The sequence below is a fragment of the Maribacter sp. Hel_I_7 genome, from assembly GCF_000688315.1.
In the GTDB taxonomy this organism is placed as follows: Bacteria; Bacteroidota; Bacteroidia; order Flavobacteriales; family Flavobacteriaceae; genus Maribacter; species Maribacter stanieri.
This window is the reverse complement of sequence record NZ_JHZW01000003.1, coordinates 820,714-838,038: the sequence shown is the minus strand read 5'-3', so window position 1 is coordinate 838,038 and position 17,325 is coordinate 820,714. Positions and strand designations below refer to the sequence as shown.

At 32.5% G+C, this 17,325-nt stretch carries 19 protein-coding genes; 8 read left to right on the top strand and 11 right to left on the bottom strand.

The features are described from left to right. Positions 1–187 precede the first annotated feature (187 nt). The 3 genes from P178_RS0115265 (at position 188) to P178_RS0115250 (ending at position 2,398) form a co-directional block, all read left to right on the top strand. The gene (locus tag P178_RS0115265; RefSeq protein WP_036146958.1) at positions 188–1,030 is read left to right on the top strand and encodes a helix-turn-helix domain-containing protein; all 843 of its coding nucleotides are present in this window, start codon (positions 188–190) and stop codon (positions 1,028–1,030) included. 383 nt (positions 1,031–1,413) lie between these two features. After that, positions 1,414–1,947, top strand: coding sequence for a carboxymuconolactone decarboxylase family protein (locus tag P178_RS0115255; protein WP_027067026.1), 534 nt, complete (start codon positions 1,414–1,416; stop codon positions 1,945–1,947). 64 nt (positions 1,948–2,011) lie between these two features. Further along, positions 2,012–2,398: a hypothetical protein gene (locus P178_RS0115250; RefSeq protein ID WP_027067025.1), complete on the top strand. Its 387-nt coding sequence runs from the start codon at positions 2,012–2,014 to the stop codon at positions 2,396–2,398. A gap of 78 nt (positions 2,399–2,476) precedes the next feature. Here P178_RS0115250 and P178_RS0115245 read toward each other — a convergent pair whose 3' ends face one another. After that, positions 2,477–4,030, bottom strand: coding sequence for a DEAD/DEAH box helicase (locus tag P178_RS0115245; RefSeq protein WP_027067024.1), 1,554 nt, complete (start codon positions 4,028–4,030; stop codon positions 2,477–2,479). 120 nt (positions 4,031–4,150) lie between these two features. Here P178_RS0115245 and P178_RS0115240 point away from each other — a divergent pair, with 120 nt between their 5' ends. Further along, positions 4,151–4,735 carry a pseudouridine synthase gene (locus tag P178_RS0115240; protein ID WP_027067023.1) on the top strand — a complete coding sequence of 195 codons (585 nt, stop codon included), beginning with the start codon at positions 4,151–4,153 and terminating at the stop codon, positions 4,733–4,735. On the opposite strand, the gene P178_RS0115235 is transcribed toward P178_RS0115240, so the two are convergent. After that, positions 4,716–5,654: an EamA family transporter gene (locus P178_RS0115235; protein WP_410477208.1), complete on the bottom strand. Its 939-nt coding sequence runs from the start codon at positions 5,652–5,654 to the stop codon at positions 4,716–4,718. The two genes, P178_RS0115240 and P178_RS0115235, sit on opposite strands and share 20 nt — an antisense overlap. Before the next feature lie 24 nt (positions 5,655–5,678). Further along, positions 5,679–6,137, bottom strand: coding sequence for a cold-shock protein (locus P178_RS0115230; RefSeq protein ID WP_027067021.1), 459 nt, complete (start codon positions 6,135–6,137; stop codon positions 5,679–5,681). A 1,455-nt stretch (positions 6,138–7,592) separates the two neighbouring features. Here P178_RS0115230 and P178_RS0115225 point away from each other — a divergent pair. Next, positions 7,593–8,222, top strand: coding sequence for a GntR family transcriptional regulator (locus P178_RS0115225; RefSeq protein WP_027067020.1), 630 nt, complete (start codon positions 7,593–7,595; stop codon positions 8,220–8,222). 4 nt (positions 8,223–8,226) lie between these two features. On the opposite strand, the gene P178_RS0115220 is transcribed toward P178_RS0115225, so the two are convergent. Next, entirely contained in the window at positions 8,227–8,826 is a 600-nt protein-coding gene (locus tag P178_RS0115220) for a hypothetical protein (RefSeq protein WP_027067019.1), read from the bottom strand. A gap of 3 nt (positions 8,827–8,829) precedes the next feature. After that, positions 8,830–9,318, bottom strand: a complete 489-nt coding sequence (locus P178_RS0115215; RefSeq protein WP_027067018.1) for an RNA polymerase sigma factor — start codon at positions 9,316–9,318, stop codon at positions 8,830–8,832. A 144-nt stretch (positions 9,319–9,462) separates the two neighbouring features. Here P178_RS0115215 and P178_RS23470 point away from each other — a divergent pair, with 144 nt between their 5' ends. After that, positions 9,463–9,609, top strand: coding sequence for a hypothetical protein (locus P178_RS23470; protein WP_197026811.1), 147 nt, complete (start codon positions 9,463–9,465; stop codon positions 9,607–9,609). 4 nt (positions 9,610–9,613) lie between these two features. Here the strand turns inward: P178_RS23470 and P178_RS0115205 are convergent, their stop codons facing one another. From P178_RS0115205 to P178_RS0115195, 3 genes are read right to left on the bottom strand one after another with little or no spacing between them, the layout of a single operon-like run. Continuing rightward, positions 9,614–10,714 carry an amidohydrolase family protein gene (locus tag P178_RS0115205; RefSeq protein ID WP_027067017.1) on the bottom strand — a complete coding sequence of 367 codons (1,101 nt, stop codon included), beginning with the start codon at positions 10,712–10,714 and terminating at the stop codon, positions 9,614–9,616. Beyond that, complete coding sequence (locus P178_RS22195; RefSeq protein ID WP_155941658.1) at positions 10,698–11,318, bottom strand: NTP transferase domain-containing protein; 621 nt, start codon at positions 11,316–11,318, stop codon at positions 10,698–10,700. The genes P178_RS0115205 and P178_RS22195 overlap by 17 nt, the downstream gene beginning before the upstream one ends. Beyond that, positions 11,315–12,325, bottom strand: a complete 1,011-nt coding sequence (locus P178_RS0115195) for an XdhC family protein (RefSeq protein WP_027067016.1) — start codon at positions 12,323–12,325, stop codon at positions 11,315–11,317. The genes P178_RS22195 and P178_RS0115195 overlap by 4 nt, the downstream gene beginning before the upstream one ends. Positions 12,326–12,535: 210 nt before the next feature. Between P178_RS0115195 and P178_RS0115190 the strand changes: the two genes are divergently transcribed. Together P178_RS0115190 and P178_RS0115185 are read left to right on the top strand one after the other, a co-directional pair. After that, a complete protein-coding gene (locus P178_RS0115190) occupies positions 12,536–13,627 on the top strand; it encodes a vWA domain-containing protein (protein WP_027067015.1) in 1,092 nt (363 codons plus the stop codon). Positions 13,628–13,834: 207 nt separating this feature from the next. Then, positions 13,835–14,665, top strand: coding sequence for a flagellar motor protein MotB (locus P178_RS0115185; protein ID WP_027067014.1), 831 nt, complete (start codon positions 13,835–13,837; stop codon positions 14,663–14,665). Between the two features lie 84 nt (positions 14,666–14,749). Here the strand turns inward: P178_RS0115185 and P178_RS0115180 are convergent, their stop codons facing one another. The 3 genes from P178_RS0115180 to P178_RS0115170 are packed head-to-tail and all read right to left on the bottom strand — an operon-like array spanning position 14,750 to position 17,321. Beyond that, a complete protein-coding gene (locus P178_RS0115180; protein WP_027067013.1) occupies positions 14,750–16,213 on the bottom strand; it encodes a M14 metallopeptidase family protein in 1,464 nt (487 codons plus the stop codon). 26 nt (positions 16,214–16,239) lie between these two features. Next, positions 16,240–16,899, bottom strand: coding sequence for an N-acetylmuramoyl-L-alanine amidase (locus P178_RS0115175; RefSeq protein ID WP_036147423.1), 660 nt, complete (start codon positions 16,897–16,899; stop codon positions 16,240–16,242). Further along, complete coding sequence (locus P178_RS0115170) at positions 16,899–17,321, bottom strand: 3D domain-containing protein (protein WP_036146954.1); 423 nt, start codon at positions 17,319–17,321, stop codon at positions 16,899–16,901. Before P178_RS0115170 ends, P178_RS0115175 begins: the two co-directional genes overlap by 1 nt. Positions 17,322–17,325 lie beyond the last annotated feature (4 nt).

The following is a 17,325-nucleotide window of genomic DNA, read 5'->3' as shown; positions in this document are numbered from 1 at the left end:
GTATTTGGTTGTTATAGTTGATTGGTTAAATCTAATACTATAAAATAGTTTTGAAAGAATTATTCGACTAATTGTAATATTATTCCCTCATGAGGATTTTATAAGAACGGTCTTCATTTTTGAATTTCTACAAGCAGATTAATATAAAGGATTGTAATGAATCATCCTTTTTTTAGACGAAAACATCATGCAGGAATTTTTCAAAGATTTTAGTACTGATGGTTTGCTTAAAATAGGTAATGAATTACTATTAGTTACTTATAGAAAACCAGAACAAGCAGGTCTCTATACATTTATTAGAACTACGAGTAGTAAAGCCACTATTGAGGTAGATGGCATACCATATATCATTTCAGAACATAGTCTGCTTGCGTTGACACCAATTCAATTTATACATTTTACTGAGGGTAAAAACTTAATTGTATATCAGTTTAATAGAGAATTTTATTGCATAAAGGATCATGACCAAGAAGTAAGTTGTGCGGGACTATTATTTTTTGGAAACGCCCATGTTCCTCTAATTGATTTAGGGGAAAAAGAACAACAAAAGTTTGATACGTTACACGAGGTATTTGTAGACGAATTGGATACGCAAGATACAATTCAGGCAGAAATGCTACGGATGCTAATGGCGCGTTTTATGATAATGAGTACAAGGCTTCTGAAAGCTAAAGAAGGCTTTAGTAATGCTGCTAATGATGTAAAGGTTGACCTTTTAAGAGGTTTTAATTTATTAGTAGAAGCACATTACAAATCAGAGCACTCGGTTTCCTTTTATGCAGAAAAATTATTTAAGTCTCCTAAAACTCTTTCTAATACCTTTTCTAAATTTAATACCACTCCCCTGCAAATAATTCATGAGCGTATTGTGTTAGAGGCAAAACGATTACTTATTTATACAGATAAGACTGCAAAAGAAATTGCATATGAAATTGGTTTTGAAGACGCATCTCATCTAAGTCGTTTATTTAAGAAGCAAACCCAGTATTCCCCATCTGAATTTAAGAAGCAACTTAAAAAAGCAAATTAGGGAAGTATTGACAATTACTTGGGTAATATCGCCCGTTTTAAGGTTCATAATATCTAGATCTTTGTACTGTAGAATTTAAACAGTAAAGACATGAACTTAAAACACAAATCAATTTTCAATTTAATAGAGATATTCACTTCTAGAAAGGTAGTTATTGCTAATACAATCAATGTAGAAAAACATTGTAAACATAACCATTTATCAGATTACTACTGTGATTCTGATAACTCTTCAAAATTTAATAGCGCATTCGGTTATTTTTTATAAAGGAAGAATTGACAAACTAAAAGGAAGTCTTCACATGATTTGAACATACTTCCAATTATACTTTTGTAGAAGAAATACAACAAGTAAATTTTTCGAAATATTAAAAAAATAAAAACATGAGCACATTTAACGTATTAACACGAGACGAAGTAAGTGAAAACAATCAAGCAATTTTCGATAACCTTAAAAAAGCATTGGGCTTTGTACCAAACTTATATGCAACCTATGCAAATAGTGATACAGCTTTAGAAAATTATTTAACTTTTGCCAATGCTAAAACATCATTATCAGCTAAAGAAAAAGAGGTTGTAAACCTTGCAGTTAGTCAAGTAAACGACTGTATTTATTGTTTATCTGCACACACGGCAATAGGTAAAATGAACGGATTCAATGACGAGCAAATTCTTGAACTAAGAGCAGGTAAGGCATCATTTGATGTTAAATTAAATGCATTAGCTCAATTAGCTAAAAATGTTACTAAAAACAGAGGTCGTACAGACGAAAAAGTTTTAGAAAACTATTTTGCAGCAGGTTATACAAAAGCAAATTTAATTGACACCATTTCATTAGTAGGTGACAAAACAATATCGAACTATATTCATAGCACTACGCAGGTACCAGTTGATTTTCCTGTAGCACCATCATTATAAACAATTAACAAACAATAATTATTAATCTATCCATTAGAGCAAGAGCTCTTTAAATTTAAAACACATGAAAAAAGTATTATCAATTTTAGTTATCGTACTAGCATTCTCATTTAGCGCAAACGCTCAAGATAAAATGATGAAGCAACCAGTTAAGAAGATTGCCTTAGAGCAAACAACTGGTGAGTTTACGCAGAAATCAATTACTGTTAGCGAAGGAACTTATGTTTTCGATGTTGCAAACAACAATGTAGGTAAAGATGTTGGTTTAGTATTGGTGAAAAAAGGCAAAGATGCATCTAACCCAGAAAACCATATTCAGACTGCATATGTAACTACTGCTGTAAAGAACAACACTGTAGGTCATTCTAAAGAAACTAAATTAGATAAAGGAGAATATGTATATTTCTGCCCTTTAAATCCGACTCCACAATACAGTCTTATTGTTGAATAACAAGTAATTAGTTATACATAAAAAGGGCTGTTCATTTATGAACAGCCCTTTTTATGTTTTGTAATATTAAATCTTTGCTTAATCTTCTGGCGGATGACCATGAATTTCTTCAAAAACAGTATCGAAATTTTCACGTAAGTAAGCGTTCAATTTCTTTTGATAATCATCTTTCAACCAGCTTAAAAAATTATAAGTACTCTTACTTATGCATTTACCGTATACATGGATACGATTATCAATATCTTCTTTCAATAGCTTAGCCAATGCCAATGCATCATATACATCTTCGCTATTTTCAATACACATATATGCATGGTGAGCAATAGAGCGTTCTAAAACTACTTTGGAAGATTCGCCTGCAAACGTTGCAGTTTCGTAGGTTTCTTTAATATCAAAATAAGTTTCCTTAGAGTTTTTAAATTCTTCTTTAACTTCATCAGAAAGTTCAAGTTTAAAATCACTCTCAATATCCTCATCGTCCTTAATACGATCCATGTAGAAGTTAGGAGACTTGAAAATAGCACCCCAATCTAAATCTGCACCCCATGGTCCAAAACGATAAAGGTTGTTCCCTAAATCTATAACCGTAAATTTCGATTTATTATTCAAAACCCTAGAACCCCTACCTATCATTTGGTAATAAAGTGTAAGCGATTTTGTAGCTCTGTTTAGAATAATAGTATCAATAGTAGGTTCATCAAAACCCGTAGTTAATATACTTACAGATGTTAAAATGGCATCAGGTGTTTCTTTAAACCATTTTAATATTTGTTTACGCTGTTTTTTAGTAGCGGTATTATCAAGGTGTTTAATATTTAAACCTGCTGCATGAAAAGTATGGTATACTTGAATAGATGTTTCTATACCATTATTGAAAATTAAAGTCTTTTTGTTTTTAGAATGTTTCATGTAAGCTTCTAAAAGCTTACTTAACATTGCCGGACTCGTATATAAATCAGCAGATGATTTAACGGTGTAATCTCCGTTAGAACCAATTTCTAGGGATGTAAGTCCCATGTCATATTGAAATACCTCTGCCCTTGCCAAGAAATCGTTGGCAATTAAATTCTCTATGGTTTCGCCTGGTATAAGCTCATCATAGTTTTTGTTCATTGGTAAATCTTTGTTTGAGCTTAACGGGGTTGCCGTTACACCAAGAACAAATGAATTTTCAAAGAACTTAAAAAGTTTAGTAAAAGAATTATAGTGGGCTTCATCAATAATAACAAGACCTACATCAGAAATATCTAATTGGTCATCGTTTAACCTATTGTTTAAGGTTTCAACCATGGCTACATAACAGCTGTAACGTTCATGATCATCAAGGTTTGCCTTACTATTTACTACTTTGTTAACAACACCAAAACTAGTAAGCATGGCAGATGTTTGGTTACAAAGTTCAATACGGTGTGTCATTACCAAAACCTTCTTGTTGTGGTTTTTTAGATACTGACGTACCATTTCGGAAAAAATAACTGTTTTACCACCACCGGTTGGTAATTGGTATAAAAGGTGATAATCATCTCGTTCTGAATCGAACTTATCAAAAATTTGTTGAATTGCACCTTGTTGATAGCTGTAAAGTTCCTTATCGGTCTTTCTATCCTGTAATTCAAAAACTGTCTCTTGCATAAAATCTTCTCTGGAGTGTACAAAGGTAACATTATCAACATTACATTACTAATTCATGGGTTAAAAAGGGTATCTTTTGCGACCATATGTAACCAAAATAAACAGTATAGGATAAAATTTATGGAGCATTTACATTTTCAAGTCTATAAACCTTATGGAATGTTAAGCCAGATGACTTCTGGAGAAGAACGTCAACTTCGTAAAAAACGTTTTCTAAGTGAACTTTTTGATTTTCCTGATGGAATAATGCCTATTGGTCGGTTAGATGAGAAATCTGAAGGCTTACTCTTAATGACCACTGATGGTAAACTGAGCGATACTATAAACCGTTCTGGAATAGAAAAAGAATATTTAGCACAAGTAGATGGTTTAATCACTGCAGAAGCCATAAAAGAAATTTCTGAAGGAATATCTATAGGTGTTTTCGGTAAAAAATATGTTACAATGCCTTGTTTAGCCACTCTTTTAAATGAGGCTCCTACCCTGCCCGATGCTAATTCTGCTATCCGTATTGGTAGGCACAGACCAACTTCTTGGCTTCGTATTATAATTAAAGAAGGTAAATTTAGGCAAGTACGCAAAATGACTGCTGCTGTAGGCTTCCCAACTTTGCGTTTGGTACGTATTCGTATTGGTGAAATTGAATTACAAAATATGAACCCTACAGATGTACTTCCTCTTAAGATTAATCTGCCGCCTTCTTAGGAATACGTTTTCCCGAGAATCTAGAAAAAATGGTCAAACTCTTTTTAGTATTAATAAAATACACACCGGTTAAAAGTACAACAGAAGCCAATGCTGATTGCATACTAATATCTTCCTTTAAAAAATACCAACCTAGAATCATTGCAATAATGGGATTTACATAAGTTGAAGTAGCTACTTTTTCTGGAGATACAATTCGTAATAAATAATTAAACGCTGTAAATGTCACAATACTACCAAATACTATTAGCAATAGCATAGACCAAATAACAGGAGTGCTCCAGGTTGTTGGTGATGTCCACTGTTCTCCGAAAATGGTACTAATTATAAGTAGTGATAATCCGCTAGTTAGCATTTGGTAACCCGTATTCACAAAGAAATTCTTAGGTAAATCTGACTTACCAACAAATAGACTACCATAAGACCAGCTTAACATACAAATGAATATTAAAACCATCCCTAGAATAGCCCCATCTTGTGCTATAATTTCTTTTTGTCCAACAAGTAAAAAAATTCCGCTTATACCAAGAATTACACCTATAATGGACATAGGCTGAATTTTTTTTCCATGCAATATGCGCATCATTATTAGCACTACTAATGGTTGTGCAGAAACTTCTAATGCAGCAAAGCTGCTATCAACATATTTTAAAGCCCAAACTACTACCCCATTTCCAAAAGTTAGAAATAGAAAGCCAGCAATTATTGTATTCTTAAATTGTTTTTTGGTAATTTTTAAAGAAAAGCCTAATGCTTTTGAAATAATAAATATTAGGCAACCTGCAGTTACAAAACGAATACCTGCCAACATAAAGGCAGGTAATTCCGTTACTGCAATTTTATTCCATAAATAGGTAGATCCCCATATGAAGTAAATGGCGAAAAATGACAATACTACCAGAACGGTGTTACGTTGCATTTTCACCATTAAAAAATTTTAAAACTAAATCTTCTTAACACGAACGGCGTTCATGCCCTTCATGCCTTTTTCTAGCTCGTAAGAAACTTTGTCGTTCTCCATGATCTCATCTATAAGACCACTTACGTGAACAAAGTATTTTTCGTTGTTTTCAGCATCAATGATGAAACCAAAACCTTTAGTAGTGTCAAAGAAAGAAACCTTTCCGTTTCTTACCGGATCAAATTCCTCAACATCTCCTTCTTCTTTCTTTGGAATACCTAAAACGATATCTTCTGCTTCAATTTCCACTTTCATTGCCGGATCTGGCGGAGTGTCCACTAAGTTTCCGTTGAAATCTACATAAGCAAGTGGAATACCAGAAGTACCACTTTCTTTTGCAGCTGCTTTACGAGCAAGCATTTTTTTCTTCTTTTCTTCACGCTTTTTTAAACGCTTTTTTTCTTTTTCAGTTTTATTAAATGTTTGTTGCGATTTTGCCATTCGTAATTTTAATGATAATAATAGATTTTACTGTAAAGGAATTGAAATACGTGGTGACGTGTATAACAAATGGTAAGCTTTTTGAGTATACTATTTTTTCCACTTGTTGTAAGGTCATTGCAAGAATCATCTGCATCCCTCTAAAGTTCTGCAAAGATATGATTTGTATTTCAATTATTTAGCATTACTAGTACTCAAACTAGCAAACTTTTAAAAGACCTAATATTAATTTAAAAATCAATACCTATTATAGTATTCTTTTTAGAAATATTTATTGAAATCCCCTACTCTTTAATCTATCTAATTTTTTAAAAATAAAGAATTTTTGTTAAAAGATTAAAAATAATATAAATCATAAACAGCTGTAATTTAATCACTTATGAGTATTTATTTTTATGTATATGTTAAAAATAGTACCTTTTTATGCATAGTACTGTAACAAAACTTATTTATCGTCGTCTACTTAGTATAACAAAATTATTAATCATCAATATAAAAACGAACATCATGAGAACTTTTATCAGAAACACACCGACAGAAACAAGAAGGAACACATTCTTTTCAAATTTTAAGAACAGCAAAAGAGTACAATGGGCATCATCTAGGCAACATACCCATTAAACATTTATCAGTCTACATCAATCATTAATCATACGGCTAATCACCGATTTAAAAACGAACATCATGAGAACTTTTATCAGAAACACACCGACAGAAACAAGAAGGAATACATTCTTTTCAAGTTTTAAGAACAGCAAAAGAGTACAATGGGCATTATCTAGGCAACATACCCATTAAACATTTATCAGTCTACATCAATCATTAATCATACGGCTAATCACCGATTTAAAAACGAACATCATGAGAACTTTTATCAGAAACACACCGACAGAAACAAGAAGGAACACATTCTTTTCAAGTTTTAAGAACAGCAAAAGAGTACAATGGGCATCATTTAGGCAACATACCCATTAAACATTCATCAGTCTACATCAATCATTAATCATACGGCTAATCACCGCTTTAAAAACGAACATCATGAGAACTTTTATCAGAAACACACCGACAAAAACAAGAAGGAATACATTTTTTTCAAGTTTTAAGAATAGTAAAAGAGTACAATGGGCATCATCTAGGCAACATACCCATTAAACATTCATCAGTCTACATCAATCATAAATCATACGGCTAATCACCGATTTAAAAAACGGATATCATGAGAAAATTTAAAAATTCATTACCAATAACATCAGCAAAATTAAATTTATGGACAGCCATAAGAGATAAACAAAAAATGTTGCGCAGACCAAAATTGCAGCTTGCATTCTAAGTATACAAATGATATGAACTCATCACTCATATCATTTTGTCATACTAAAAAATCAATAATATTTAAAAAGGCACTAAACAAGTTGATTTTCTGTTATATCGTATACGATATATTATATTTGATACATGTTAGTGAAAATAAATCTTAGAGATCAAGTACGGGATTACTTACTGTCAGAGATGATTACCGGTAATCTTAAAATTGGTAAAACTATTAATTTAGCCGCACTTGCTAGGCATTTAAAAGTAAGTGTAACGCCAATTAGGGAGGCACTAACGCAGCTACAACAGGCACATATTATTAAAGCCGTGCCAAACAGAGGTTTTATTATTGCCGAACTAGACGTAGAAGAAGCCGAAGATCTTTATGAGTTAGTTGCAAACTTAGAGGTAATGGCAATTGAAAATTCAGAGTTTAATGAAGAGGATATTATCAATCTAAAAAATCAACAAGAAGTTTTTGAAAATGCACCGGATGCTATTTCAAGAATTCAAGCGGATTTGGAGTTTCATAGGCTTTTGACGAAAGGATATAAAAACGATTTAGCCCTAAAAATTCTAAACGATTTAAAGACGCGTATATTTTTCTATGAACGCGCATTTACAAATGACGATTTTTTCTATAATAAGTCAGACAATCAACATGAATCCATTATAGCTGCAATTGCAGATGATAACGTACCAACAGCTTCCCTCCTATTAAAAATGAATTGGATGCTAATACTAAATTACGTTCAGAAGAAACTTACAGAGTAGTTATTTATTCTAAATCTTTAATTAAATCTTGAGCAGATTGGGTAATCTTTAGGTATCCTTTATAAGCCCATTTACAGAAAAATGCTAGTGCCACTAAGGTTATTGCAAATATTACATATTGCTCTACTTTAAGGTTGGTTAAGAATACATTTTTATTAGAAATAATTTTTGATGTAACAGGTACAATGAATAGGAGCCCTGCAAAGCCAATTGCCATACCCACCTGTTGTAATTTTAGAAGTCTGTTCTTAGTTCGTAAATAAACCTTTAAATTCTCTTTATACGAGCCTTTGGTGATGTCAATATTCTTAATTTTTTTAAGTGTACTTAAAACCAGTACAGGTAAAACGATAAGAAAAGATAGGGTTAATATGCCACAAATTTTTAAATACCAAGTGTCTAGCTTACCAAAATTTAATAATACAAAGAAGGCAACAATGAAACATACAAATGCGCCTACGGTTTCGTACTTAGTAAGTATGTTGAATTTGTTTTGATATTTCTGTTTTGTCATATCTAAAATAATTTCATTTGTTAATTTTTTTTGATGGTCTAATTCTTGGCTCATTTGCACCCAAGCAGATTGTAGTTCTTCTATTTCCATGATTTAATGATTTGTCATGTTTGTTTTTAATTTTTTCTTTACACGAGATATTTTAGTACCTACATTACTGGCACTTATCCCTGTAATCTCCGCTATTTCTTTATAGCTTTTTCCTTCAAGTAATAAAAAAATAAGTCCTTTTTCTAAAGTGTTTAATGATTGAAGATGCCGATAAAGAAGTCGTAGTCTTTCTTCAATAACATCATCTTTAACCTCTGCCTGTTTTATGATAACATCTGCAATAGGAACCGAATCTGGTCTTTTCTTTTTTCTTTTGATATAAGTAATAGCAGTATTCATGGCTACACGATACATCCAAGTCGTAATCTTAGCATCGTTCCGGAAAGAGTCAAAATATTTCCAAAGTTGGTATACTACTTCTTGAAATAAATCTTCTTGGTCTTCTTTATTATCAATGTAGATGGAAGTCACTTTATATAAAAGTGCCTGATGTTCTCTTATTAAATTAGTGAAGACTGTTTCTTTCTGCATTTATAACTCGCTATTTACTTATTAGTGTGAATTTTATCTAATTTGTCACACGCTAACGTAAATTCTTTTTTAAATAATAGTAAAAAACACCTAACTCGTACAACATGAGCCATATAAGTACGTTTTATTAAAAAATATTCTGATATGCAGTTTTTAAATCCAGAGATTGAGGCTTTAACAAAAAGAAAAAATACCCCAGCACTAGCTAAAAAGCAAGTATCATGCGGTATTTTTCAAGATGTAAAAGATATTCCTGTTGTTGAAAAAACGGTTGTACTTAAAAAAGTATAAACTATTAATCAAATAAAGATGCGTCTAATCCTGGGATTAGGTTCAAAGCATTTTTATAATACAATTTTTTCAACACATCGTCAGGGAGGTTTAATCCATACATTGCCCAAAAAGCGTGATATTTCTTGTAATAAGGGAAATACTCATCATTACTTTCCAATACTCTGAAGTACGTAGGGAATTCTTCAGGTTTCCAACTGTCTTTACCAAATAACACCCTGTCCTGGTATTTTATAAAAAAAGCTCTAGCATTTTGTGGCTGTCTACCTAGCTCGGCGATAACAGCAGATATACCAACATTCATATTTGGCATTTCATCTAGCAGTTTACCTAATTTTTCTAAGTTATTGGCATGCCAACCCATATGGGCATTTATAAATTTAGTCTTCGGATGCTTTTTGAAAACATTATGTTGCTCTTGTATAATTTGCTCAAACGGTGCGGGATCTGTAGCAGTACGTTTTCTTCTTGGATGTGTTTTTAATTCTAGCCAACGTTCGTTATCTGAATCCATATCATCCCAGAAGGACTTTGGGTCAGCAGCATGAATTAAAACCGGAACTCCCATTTCTGCACATTTAGCCCAAATAGGATCTAAGCGAGAATCGTCTATTGCCAAACGATTACCGTCAGCATCCTTATTCCGCAATCCTAAGCTTTTAAAAATCTTTAATCCTTTAGCACCATTCTTTATATCTTGCTCTAATTGGGCTGCAGCCTGTTTTCCCCATTCCATGTCTTTTGCTCCCTCAAAATCTACATTGGCAAAAACTACAAACCTATTAGGGTAACTTTTATTAATATTATCAATTTTTTCTTTTAAACTTTCGCCAGATCTGCCACTTAAATTCACCATAATTGCCTCGTTCAATGCATCCATATGACCAATTAAACCGTCTAAGGCTTCAACGGACATATCTCTCTGATGACTATGTACATCAATGAACGGAAACTTTGCCTTGGTGATTTCTGAACCGGGCACTACTAAGGTAGATGTTGGGTTGTATTCTTCAAAGCCCATTTCTTGAGCTATAATTGGGGTAGAAATTATAGAACAAATGGTAATTACTATTGCTAAATTAAATTTACTAATGCGTGTGCTCATTTTTAGTTTGATTCAATAATTGATTGTATTCTTCTTTGGTGTCGATATCTCTAATTTGATTTCCTGCTTCTAATTGAATAATAGCATGCTGTTGATTATTTAAAATGTCTTTGGCTCCATAATCACCCTCTAATTCACATAATTTTTGAAACAGCAATTTAGGAAACAAAGCGGGTACTCCTGCCTTATTACCATAGTTTGTTGCTATTATTTTTGTGGGATGCATTTTAAATACATCTACAATAGATTGAAGATATTTCGGAGTAAGTAGTGGTTGATCGACAAGACAGATTAAGATGCCGTCTAAAGTATTTTTCTCCTTAAGTATTACTTTAACTCCGTATGCTATACTGTTCCCCAATCCCTTATCCCAGTTAGGATTAGTAATAATATTGATATCTTGAAAAACACATTGGGCAGCAATAATTTCGGCATTTGCTCCTAACACCACGTGAATGGAACTCAAATTAATTTTTTGAACCGTTTTAATGGTTTCCAATAAGAAGTTAGAATCTTTCCATGGCATTAATTGCTTAATATCATCCATTCTTTTAGATGCACCAGCTGCCATAATTAAAACAGCGATATGAGGTTCTTTTTTCAATGGTGAATTTCTTTCAGTTTATCTTTTAGCATCATAGGATCTGTTTTTCTAATGACCGTTAAAATTTCAGCCAGTATAGAAATAGCAATTTCCTGTGGTGTTATTGCCCCAATGTCTAGCCCTGCCGGTCCATGAATATTTTCAATGAATTCCATTTCAATATCCATATCATGTTCCAGTAGTTCAGACAATAATTTTTCTCTACGTTTAGCAGGACCCAGTACGCCTAAATAAGCTGGATTACTATTTTTTAAAACCATTAAATACTTTAAATCTTTTACATAACTATGTGTCATTAAAAGAACAGCGGTATTGGCGTCTATAATCTCTACGGGAAAATCTTCGGGTTCATAGTTTAACAATGCATTTATACCTGGGAAATCTGCCTTTGTTTTATCCTCTTTTGGCGTAACGGCAACTGTAATTTCCCAGCCCATATTTAACCCGAATTGAGCTAATTTTACCGTATCATGCTCACCACCAATTAATAATAGGCGTTGATACGGAGACATATTTTGTTTAAAAATCAAGGCTTCTAGTTGCTCACGGGTATTTTCATTAAACGTATAACTCTTATCATTTAAATGTATAAATGTTCCAAAACCTTTAAGGTCTCCGTATTCTTTTTTATAAGATGTAGTAAGTTCAAAAAACGAACGATTTTCTATTACCGTATTAAAATCTGCAATGAGAGATTTGCTTGGTAAAAACGGCTCTAACAAAAGATATAATATACCTTCGCAACCCAAACGATACCGTCCATCATAGGTCATTAGTTTAGGGATTTGTTTTTTAAATACAGACTGTGCTTGAAACAGCACTTCCTTTTCAACACACCCACCGCTTACAGCGCCAATCATAATATTGTCTTCACGTATAAGCATTCGCACACCTGGCCTACGATAAGATGAACCATCTAAATCTACCACCGTTGCTAAAACACATTTTAAATTTGCATTTTTGGCAATTAGATACTCTTTAATAATATTCTTGAACTCGTGGGTCATTTATTGTCGCTTATTACACTTTTAAATATGTGAAACCAAGGTTAAATATACCATGCCTCAATGTACTTAAACCTATGGAAATATAGGGCTTTTGATAATTTTATGTCCTTTGCTATTATTGCTTTAACAATCTTTAACATTTATTTTTTTAATCCCTATAATTTAAACAAACTTTGACCGTTCTGCTAGTTGAACCCATAATAATTGAATATGAAAAATTTTTTAAAAACATATTGTATATTTTTTCTACTGACGCTATTAGTTTCTTGTGGTAATGCCGATGATGATGTTAGTTTAGATTTGAACACTGGTGAAGGATTAGGAAAAGGTACGGAGGTAGATGATTGTTTAGGACTTGAGGAAGGTGAATTAGTTTTATCTATACAAGAACAATATACAACCTTGCCAGGTAAGGTGTCTGTTTTTTTTAGAGTATCAGATACTAGTGGAAACCCAGTTCCTGGACTTACCGCTAATCAATTTACAATATACGAGCAAGGTAGAAATGATGATTGTTTCAATACTATCTCAACATCAGAATCGTCAGCACGTATTTCACCTAATTCACAGATATTTTCAAACAACACCTTATTGGTGTTAGATTTAAGTAATAGTGTATTAAGCAGTAGTTTAGAAGAATTGAAGTTAGCTTCTACAAGTTTTATTGATGCTGTTATGCCTAGCACAACTCAAGAATCTGTAAAAATGGCCATTTATTGGTTTGATGGTGAAGATGAGCTTCATTTATTAAATGCATTAACTTCTTCAAGAACTGAACTTAAAGATGCTGTTGAAGGTATAACAGATGATATTAGTAATGACCCTTCTACCGATTTATATGGAGCCGTTATAAAATCTACGGATATTGCATCAGATTTAGTGAAAGTATCCACTGCAGATGGTAAAATTGGTGCTGCATCAGTTGTAATTTTTACAGATGGTACTGATCAAGCTTCTCGTTTTACTGAAGATGCCGCTTTAAAGAAGGTAAATGAAGCCAATGCCAACATTTCTTTCTTTAGTATTGGTTTAGGTGGTGAGATTGATACGGAAGTATTGACGGCAATAGGAAAAACAGCTAGTGTATTCGCTCAGAACAAAGATGAGCTAGAAAGAACGTTTAGAGATATATCTGAGAAAGTTTCAGAAAGAGCTAATAGCTTTTACTTATTTGAATACTGTAGTCCAAAAAGAGATGGAAGTGGTGAGAACAATTTAGCCATTGAAATTAATACAGGTTCTAGACAAGGAGCAGTACAAACCAAGTTTAGTGCAAACGGATTTACAGGTGGTTGTGAATAGGTGAAACACCTTTAAAATACAGAAAGAAGCATGAAAATGCTTCTTTTTTTTTGCCCTAAATTGAAATCATCAACCTGTTGATTATCATTTTGTTGACCTTGATAATTGCAATACTTTCATCTTGCAACTTATGATTTAAACGTCCGTTTGTCGATTTGTGCCGTATATAAAACCGATTAGACTAATATTAATTAAACAGAGAACAAAATGAAAAGATTATCCTTAGTTACTATTTTATCGGTAGCGCTTTTAACTTCATGTGTTTCTAAAAAGAAATATGTTGCTTTAGAAGATAACCTATCTCAAACTCAGAGTACTTTACAAAAGACTCAAGTAGAGAAAGAGGAATTGCAAGCTCAAATGACAAAAATTGAAGCTCGTGTTGAAGAGTACAATTCTAAAATCAACTCATTAAAAGAAATGAACGATAGTCAGTTCACAAGCGTTGATGATGTTGCTGTTATGAGTAACAATACCAAAGCTAAAATGAGAAATACATTGAAAAATGTTGATCCAGCAAAATTAGCAGGTGCTAAGACATTACAAGATTCAATGAACTTGGCTGTTTCTTACAAGTTGAAGCAATCAATTTCTGATGATGGTGAAGATATCGATGTTAGTATTGATAAAACTGTAGTTATGATTAATATCTCAGATGAGTTATTATTCAACACAGCAAGCTATAACGTAAGCAGCAAGGCTGATAAAATATTGAAAAAATTGGCAGATGTAATTAAGTCAGAGCCAAGTATGGAAGTAATGGTTGAAGGTCATACAGATTCTAGAACTATTAATACTCCAATGGTTACAGATAACTGGGATTTAAGTGTAAAACGTGCAACTTCAATTGTTCGTAAATTACAAAAAGAGTATGATGTTGATCCTTCTCAATTAATCGCTTCTGGTAGAAGTAGCTACTTACCTTTAGTAGAAAATGATACCAAAGAGAACATGGCGATGAACAGAAGAACTAAAATCATCATTTTACCTAACTTAGATAAATTCTTTGCACTTTTAGATGCAGAAGAAGGGTTATAAGAATTAGGCATTTATAAAATTAAAAAGGGGAGCAAATGCTTCCCTTTTTTTATGCTTTATATTTAGTTCTTTCTAATCGCTGATTTATCTAAATATCATACCATTGGGCACATTGATAATAGATTCTTTTAAGTTCACTAAAAATCCATTTATAATCGCGTATTCAATTTTACCATCTTTTTCTAAAAAGAAAGTTGGGTTAATACCTGGCATTAAATTCAATTCCGGGACAGTATATTTCTTTCCAATTAAATGAACCGGAAATGGCGAATTAACTTGCTTTAAAGGTATGGTAGACATAGGTACATATCCGTAACCTTGCTTTAAAATATCTTTAAAATTTAAAGCTTTGACTTCTTCAAATGTGTTTAAAGTTGTTGGATACGCTTTTGCTTGCTTTATAGTATAACCAGAAGCATCTACAGTTTCATATCCATAATAAGTAGATAGGTCTCCCTGATCTAAAACACGACTGCTATACCAAAAAGAATTATGGTCTGGATAATCTACTTCCACCTGATTAATCCCTAAATCGATAGTATACGTATTACCCATTAGATTATATGTTGCACCAGTTATTTTTAAATCGAATAACTTTCTATCATTCTCCGGTATCTTTTCATATTCATCAATACTAATAGCCTCGTAAGATTTCTTGGCAATAGTATATATAGCAGATAAAATAGAAGTGTAATTAAGCTTTCTAATTTCTTGTTTTTCAATATCTCCTGCATAACCGCCAGATTCTATTAAAATAGTACTTGTACCCCACTTTTGAATATTATCACCAAAAGCTCTAGGCTCAAAATCATCATTATAACGCCCTACTTGACCTGGAGCATATTTCTGAAGTATGTCGTTCATAAACACGATAATCTTCATAGCATTACCACGTGTTTCATTAATGTCCTTTTCATAGTTGTATGCTGGAGCTAAATATGAAATAGTAGCAGGTTTTTCTGTACGTTCTGCATTATAATAAGTGCTTTGATCGTGTAGATTAAATCCAAAATCAGCATCTAAACTATCACGTACACGTTTTAAAGTTTGCGATTCTGGTGATTGTAAACGTAAAGCATCTCTATTAATATCTATACCCAATAAATTTCTTCGTTGAAAAAGCTCAGCTCCATCTGGGTTTAGCATTGGTAGAAAATGAACCGTTAAGTTGGCAAGAATGGCATCCTTTTCTGTTTTAAAATCAGAGCTGTCAAAGAAATTCAAAATATCAAAAATAGCTTGTGTTGCAGTAGGCTCATCTCCATGCATTTGAGACCAAAGGAAAACATTTGTTTCGCCCGTACCAATGCTTATAAGACTCAAATCTTTACCACCAATAGACTTACCTACTTTATTAACTTTAAACTTTTTGTTGTTGGAATATTTATCAATTAACGGTTGAATATCCGCTCGTTTAATACGTCGTTTTCCAATAGAATTCTCTTTGTAGTTATCGTAAGAATCAAATAACTGAGTAGTTATATTCTCTGATTGACCCATTAAAGAAAAGGAGAATAAACCTATTAATACCAGTACTATATATTTCATTTAGATTGATTTATTTAATTCTATTTTTAGTTTTTAGGTAGCTCCTTAAAATTTAAATTCTTCACAGCTTTTCTAACATTGTTCATAAAATCTGGACCAGGGTCTGTTTTTACCGTACGGTATCCTTCATCTTTTTCTAACCACAAAGGGTGGTTTTCAAACAATGTGTATTCGTAATGTCCTATTAAATATTCAATATCATATTTATCTTTCAAATACTTCACTAACCAAATATTAGATTTTAATTGTGCTTTTGTCAAAGGTAATTCTTCGGTTCCGCCAATATTTTCCACCCCAATAGCACAATGATTAAGCCCTATGACATGCCTTGCCATAGTTGTTTCAGGTAAAAGCTGATAAATGGTTCCATCTCTATCTACCATAAATTGAGAGGATACATTTAAACCACTTACATTTTTAATATCTGGTCGCCAATTTGGCAATGTAACAGGATCAAAGGCTTCAAATGATTTTTGAAATGTCGGGATGACCGTCCAATGTAAAACAATCATTTTAGGATCAATTTTAGGTGATTCCTGCTCTAATCCATATCTATTTTGAAGATATTCTAGAGTCAATATTTTTCGCTCTTCATTAAAAGTAATTGGATGGTCCACAATACTTTTTGTGGAAGTACATGACACGATTAGTAGACCAAAAATAAAATATACTGCACTATGTTTCATCATTCTATAATTAATAAACTATCTTTTTTAACGGCATATTTAATGGTAAGTTTCCGCCTTCCCCATTCCTTAGCCTTTTTAACATCTTCACCCATGTAAATATCAATTCTATTCCGCCAACGAGCGTGCATTTTATCTTTAACAATGTATATACCATCAAAAGTATCTATTTTGACCAAAGTGTTATATGAAAGTCCTTTCTTAAGTAAATCTCTAGAAACAGCAATCCATTTTACACCAGGTTTTATAGAATCTCCCCATGCAGTTATTGCAGGGTGCTCGTATGATGTTTGATAAGGAAGTGAATTGTATGCTGTCGCAGTTACTTGTAAAGGAATCCAATTATACTTATCATCCACGGGCTTATCTGAACAGCTAAAGGCTATTACAAAGATAAACGCAATGGATAATCTTTTGATCATACCT